This is a genomic window from Blautia sp. ZXY-1-B12 (assembly GCF_056339915.1).
Window position 1 is genome coordinate 1 of record NZ_JBWJVP010000150.1, and the last position, 5,862, is coordinate 5,862.

General features: G+C 43.7%; 4 protein-coding genes and 1 pseudogene. All 5 read right to left on the reverse strand.

Translation table 11 applies throughout. From position 1 onward, the window contains the following. Nucleotides 1-154, reverse strand: a pseudogene (locus tag AC075L_RS07890) (molybdopterin-binding protein); the annotation flags it as partial. Nucleotides 155-304: 150 nt separating this feature from the next. Then, on the reverse strand, nucleotides 305-1,504 hold the full coding sequence (locus AC075L_RS07895) for a D-alanyl-D-alanine carboxypeptidase family protein (protein ID WP_476387495.1): 1,200 nt from the start codon (nucleotides 1,502-1,504) through the stop codon (nucleotides 305-307). Nucleotides 1,505-1,830: 326 nt separating this feature from the next. Further along, nucleotides 1,831-3,318: a cardiolipin synthase gene (gene cls, locus AC075L_RS07900; RefSeq protein ID WP_476387497.1), complete on the reverse strand. Its 1,488-nt coding sequence runs from the start codon at nucleotides 3,316-3,318 to the stop codon at nucleotides 1,831-1,833. Nucleotides 3,319-3,507: 189 nt separating this feature from the next. Next, nucleotides 3,508-3,684: a 30S ribosomal protein S21 gene (rpsU, locus tag AC075L_RS07905; protein ID WP_004222305.1), complete on the reverse strand. Its 177-nt coding sequence runs from the start codon at nucleotides 3,682-3,684 to the stop codon at nucleotides 3,508-3,510. Nucleotides 3,685-3,973: 289 nt separating this feature from the next. Continuing rightward, the coding region (gene alaS, locus AC075L_RS07910; protein WP_476387496.1) for an alanine--tRNA ligase at nucleotides 3,974-5,862 on the reverse strand (1,889 nt) is incomplete at its 5' end.

Sequence of the window (5,862 nt, forward strand, 5' to 3'; positions counted from 1 at the left end):
ATCTTTTTCCTACAGAGAGTAACAGAGGAATATCCTCTTCTCTGACAATATGACCTTTCTTAAAAAGCACCCCTTTTTTTACATCTTTGATAATCTGTGTGATGTCATGGCATAAAATGTGCCCTACGGCATCTTCTGTACGGATTTCTTTCATTATATAGTACCTTCCTTTTGTTTTTTATTTCCCTCAATACCCATTTGGATTTTATTATACATCGGATTGCTGTCCTTTGTCAAAAAATTATAAAACTGTCCAAAATACTTTTTGTTTACAGGTTACTGTTCACTCTGTTCTCAGTAACGTTTACAATCTCATGACGACTTTTTTCAGGCAGTCCGGATATGTGGCTTTTCCTGCATTTTCCCCATAAAGGATCCGCACTCTTCCCAGTTCCTTCCCATCGACGGAATAGATCATCTCCCCTGCCAGGGTGTTCTTTTTCACCGGAGCCTTTACTTCCCTGTGGATTCTCAGCTTTCTTTTTACATTCCCGATATTCTGTCCTGTGGTATCCAGATAGTGGAACTGTTCTTCATAAACCAGGGAAACCGTCTTTTTCTTTCCATTTCTGACCGGGATCTCAGGCAGAGCTTCCATTTTCTTATCTATGTACAGGCTGCATTTTGAAAAGCCATAATTTAACATGGAGGCAGCATCTTTAAATCGCACTTTATAGTCCGGGGCTGCCATCACTACTGCGATCAGAGTAATGTCATTTCTTTTGGCGACTGCACTGAGGCAGTATTTTGCAATACTGGTGCTTCCTGTTTTCAGACCGACACAGCCCTCATAGCTGCGGATCAGTTTGTTGGTATTGGTAAGTCCGAATTCCTTGGTCCCCTGCCTGGTCACATGGGTGATATTTTCCATCCATATGGAAGAATATTCCAGAATTTTCGGATATTTTGTGATCAGTTCCCTGCTCATGATGGCAATGTCCCTGGCTGTTGTGTAATGATCGGGAGATTCTGTCAGACCACAGCAGTCTTCAAAATGAGTATTTTTCATCCCAAGTCCTTCTGCCCGTTCATTCATGTGGCGGACAAATTCCTGTTCACTGCCGCAGATATGCTCTGCCATTGCTACGCTGGCATCGTTTCCTGACGCGATTACAATGCATTTGATCAGGGTTTCCACTGTCTGGATTTCCCCCTCCTCCAGAAACGCCTGAGAACCGCCCATTGACTTTGCATGGACACTGGTTGTGACTGTGTCGTCCATTTTCAGGCTGCCTTTATCCAGAGCATCAAAGATCAGGATCAGAGTCATGATCTTCGTGATACTGGCAGGGCTTCGTCTGGTATCCGCATCCTTCTGATAAACGACTGTTCCTGTCTGCGCTTCCATTAAGATTCCTGATGGTGCTTCAATAAGATCTGTGGATTCTGTCTGTTTGGTATTGCTTTCCTCGGGCAAAAAGATTCCGGCGGCATAAGCAGGGGTAATGATAGTGCAGACCATGATGATCACAGCGCATATTATGGAGATCCATTTTTTTCGCATATTCTCTCTCCGATCAATGTACCGGCAGGCTGCCGGCGCACGCTCTAAGACTACTTTCTTTATTCATTATATAGCAATCCAATAAAATAATGCATCTTAATCCGATCCGATACCTGATCATAATCAGATAAAAAGTTACTGTTCACTCCGTTCTCAGTAACACGCTTCGCGATGCACAGAATTTATGCTAATCGCATAAATTCGCGCGGTATATCTCGAGTTTTCTGTGACCTTCGCTCACAAAAAACACCTCGCGGGATATTACCAGTGAACAGTAACGATAAAAAGCACTGAAAACCATAAAAATACGATTTTCAGTGCTCATTTTACATCAGCGGCGCAAATGCGCGGAAAATATTCTGCATGATACGCAGTCCTATATTTCTGTTCAGGCAGAATTCCGGTTCTATCTGCCTGCAATATTCCATAGTCTGGATAAAATCATCTTTTATATCCTGTATTACTCTGTTTCTGTAGATCCATACACCATCCTCAAAATGAAGATAAAGACTTCGATAGTCCAGGTTGATGGTTCCCACAACTCCAATCTCATCATCACTCACAAAGGATTTTGCGTGAAGGAAACCGGGCTGATATTCATAAATCTTTACACCGGCTTCCAGAAGGTGTCTGTAATAGGATTGGGTAAGGATAAATACCAGCTTCTTGTCAGGGATTCCCGGCGTCATAATACGCACGTCCACCCCGCTTTTGGCTGCCAGACAGAGGGCAGTCATCATCTCATTATCTATGATCAGATAGGGAGTACAGATATATACATATTTTTTTGCCTTGTTGATAATGTTCAGATATACATCTTCACCGACAACCTCCTCATCCAGAGGTGTATCACAGAACGGCTGGACAAATCCGTCACTCTCAAATTCTCCCTCATGATATCTGTGGGGAAAATAGGCTTCATAATCAATACTTTCTTCAGATCTGCCGATCACCGCCCACATATGGAGAAACATTACCGTCATATTCCAGACAGCTTCTCCCTTGAGCATAACAGCGGTATCCTTCCAGTGTCCGAAACGCTCTTTCTGGTTGATATATTCATCTGCAAGATTGATGCCTCCCGTAAATCCAACCCATCCGTCAATGATGCAGAGCTTCCTGTGATCCCGGTTATTCTGGATAATATTCAAAATGGGACGGAAAGGATTAAATACCTGACATTTGATTCCTTTTTTCTGAAGCTCTTCATAATATTTATGGGGAAGTGTTGTGAGACAGCCAAATCCGTCATAGATCAGGCGTACATCCACGCCCTCCTCAGCTTTCTCCTCAAGAATATTCAGGATTGTCTGCCACATCACCCCATCATTGATAATGAAATATTCAATAAAAATGTATTTCTTCGCCTGTTTCAGTTCCCTCACAAGCACCGGAAACATATCGTCTCCTACCTGAAAATACTCTGCAGTTGTGTTCTCATGGACCGGAAATCTGGAAACATCCGAAATATATCTGGACTGATTTGAAGCCGAGGGATCCAGAGCCTCCATCTTCTGCCTCGTCTGTGGCCGATCCCGCAGATACTCCCTGCTCTCCTCAATCCTCTGTTCAAAATGCTGCTGCATGATCGCAGCGATCCTGGAACGCCCAAATACAAAATATAATACCACTCCAAGGATTGGCAGGATCAGGATCAGCATGGTCCAGGCCAGTTTATAGGAAGGATTTATTTCCTTATTCAAAATCCACAATACCAGCACAATACCTATCAGCCTTAATCCGATATCAATGTATCTGGAATACGCAGCCAGACGCAGTACCATCATTAAGATCCATCCGAGCTGGACAAGCATTGCAACCGCAACATAAAAGATTCTGTTGAAAATCAGCTTTGCCAGTTTTTTAAACAGTAAAAGGATCCAGTTTTTCTTTTCTTTAAGTATTTTGTTATTTTCTGCCTTCAAGATTACTTCCTTCCCCTGATTATTGTCCAAATTATGATAAAAATCCCTGACAGAACTGCCAGGGATTTTTGCGCACAATTAATTATATTTACGTTTTCTTGCGGCTTCAGATTTCTTTTTACGACGAACGCTTGGTTTCTCGTAATGCTCTCTTTTGCGGATTTCCTGCTGGATTCCTGCTTTTGCACAGCTTCTTTTGAATCTGCGAAGAGCGCTATCTAAAGTCTCGTTCTCTTTTACGATTACGTTTGACATAGACTCACACCTAACCTCCCTCCAGTTGTAGATTGTGCTAAAATACAACTGTCTGGGTATTTTTTCTTGCACAAGTGATATTATATATCATTGCCTGTGGGTTCGTCAACATCTTTTTGGTTAAATTTTGCAGATTTTTTTAGTTACTATTCACACGCCACTATCCCGCGAGGTGTTTTGGCATGTATATGCCAAAATCCCGAGACATACCGCGCGAATTTATGCGACTAGCATAAATTCTGTGCATCGCGAAGCGTGTTGCTGGTCACAAAGTGAGCAGTAACAATTTTTACTTTATCTGACCTTCAAGGATTCCTGCTGCTGCATCTACGGCTTCCTGAGCTTTGGCAGGGTTCTTTCCGCCGGCCTGAGCCATGTTCGGACGTCCGCCGCCACCACCGCCTACGATAGCTGCCACTGCTTTGATCAGGTTACCTGCGTGAGCGCCTGCTTTCTGTGCTGCATCAGTAGCCATTGCAAGAAGGTTTACTTTCTCACCGTTTACTGCTGCCAGAAGGACAACACCTTCACCAAGTTTGCCTTTCAGCTGGTCGCCAAGGTCACGAAGTCCGTTCATATCCACTCCGTCTACTTTTGCAGCAAGAAGTTTCACACCTTTGACTTCTACTACTTTATCCATAACATCTCCCAGAGCTCCCTGAGCCAGTTTACTCTTTAAGGATTCGTTCTCACTGGAGAGTGCCTTTACTTCTCCCTGAAGATGTCCGATCTTCTCTACGATCTCTGCAGGATTTGCTTTCAGGGCTTTTGCAGCTTCATGAAGAAGTTCTTCCTGTTTCTTATAGTATTCCAGAACACCATTTCCTGTCAGAGCTTCGATACGGCGCACACCTGCTGCAATACCGGATTCGGAAACGATCTTGAACAGCATGATGTTGCCTGTGTTTGCCACATGAGTACCACCGCAGAGTTCCTTGGAGAAGTCGCCCATGGATACCACACGTACCTTCTGGTCATATTTCTCTCCGAACAGAGCCATTGCTCCGGATTTCTTAGCCTCTTCCACATCCATAACATCTGTACGGACTTCAAGACCGGCCTGGATTTCTTTATTAACAAGCGCTTCTACCTGTGCGATCTCATCAGCTGTCATAGCCTGGAAATGAGCAAAGTCGAAACGAAGTCTGTCCGGTGTTACCAGAGAACCCTTCTGTTCTACATGACTTCCAAGAACTGTCTTTAATGCTTTCTGAAGAAGATGTGTTGCACTGTGGTTCTTCTCTGTATCTCTTCTTGCAGCTTCGTCCACTTTCAGGGAAACCGTTTCGCCTGTGGAGATCATACCGGATTCCATATGACCTACATGGCCAAATTTGCCGCCGCGAAGCTTGATGGTGTCTTCTACTACGAACTTACCGTTTGCAGTTTCGATCACACCTGTATCTCCGACCTGTCCACCCATAGTTGCATAGAATGGAGTCTGCTCTGTAAAGACAGTTCCTTTCTGTCCTTCCATCAGGGAGTTTACGATCTCTGTCTCTGTTGTAAGGACTGTTACTTTGGAATCAAAGGTAAGATGATCGTATCCTACGAATTCTGTTGTAACATTTACATCGATATCATCATATACAGTTGCGTCAGCACCCATATAGTTTGTCACTTCACGTGCAGAACGTGCTTTGTTTCTCTGCTCTTCCATACATTTCTGGAAGCCAGCTTCATCGATATCATATCCTTTTTCCTCAAGGATCTCTTTTGTAAGATCCATCGGGAATCCGTAAGTATCATATAATTTGAATGCATTTTCGCCGGAAAGTGTTTTCTCTCCTGCTGCTTTCATCTCATCTTCCATCTCTCCAAGGATACGAAGACCCTGGTCAATGGTCTTGTTGAACTGGTTTTCTTCATTTGTGAGAACTTTAAAGATAAATTCTTTCTTCTCTTCCAGCTCCGGATATCCTGCTTTGGAACCATTGATCACTTCTTCACTTAATTTTGCAAGGAAGGTGCCTTCGATTCCAAGAAGACGTCCGTGACGTGCTGCACGACGGATCAGACGGCGGAGTACATAACCGCGGCCTTCGTTTGTAGGCATGATACCGTCGGAGATCATAAATGTTGCAGAACGGATATGGTCTGTGATCAGACGGATGGATACGTCATCATTATAATTCTTCTCGTATTCTTTTCCGGAGATCTTACATACCAGGTTACGCA

Bases quoted from the DNA above. Each gene is read 5' to 3' on its own strand.
- AC075L_RS07895 (WP_476387495.1), bottom strand. From the start codon at position 1,504: ATGCGAAAAAAATGGATCTCCATAATATGCGCTGTGATCATCATGGTC.
- cls (WP_476387497.1), bottom strand. From the start codon at position 3,318: ATGCTTGTCCAGCTCGGATGGATCTTAATGATGGTACTGCGTCTGGCT.
- rpsU (WP_004222305.1), bottom strand. From the start codon at position 3,684: ATGTCAAACGTAATCGTAAAAGAGAACGAGACTTTAGATAGCGCTCTT.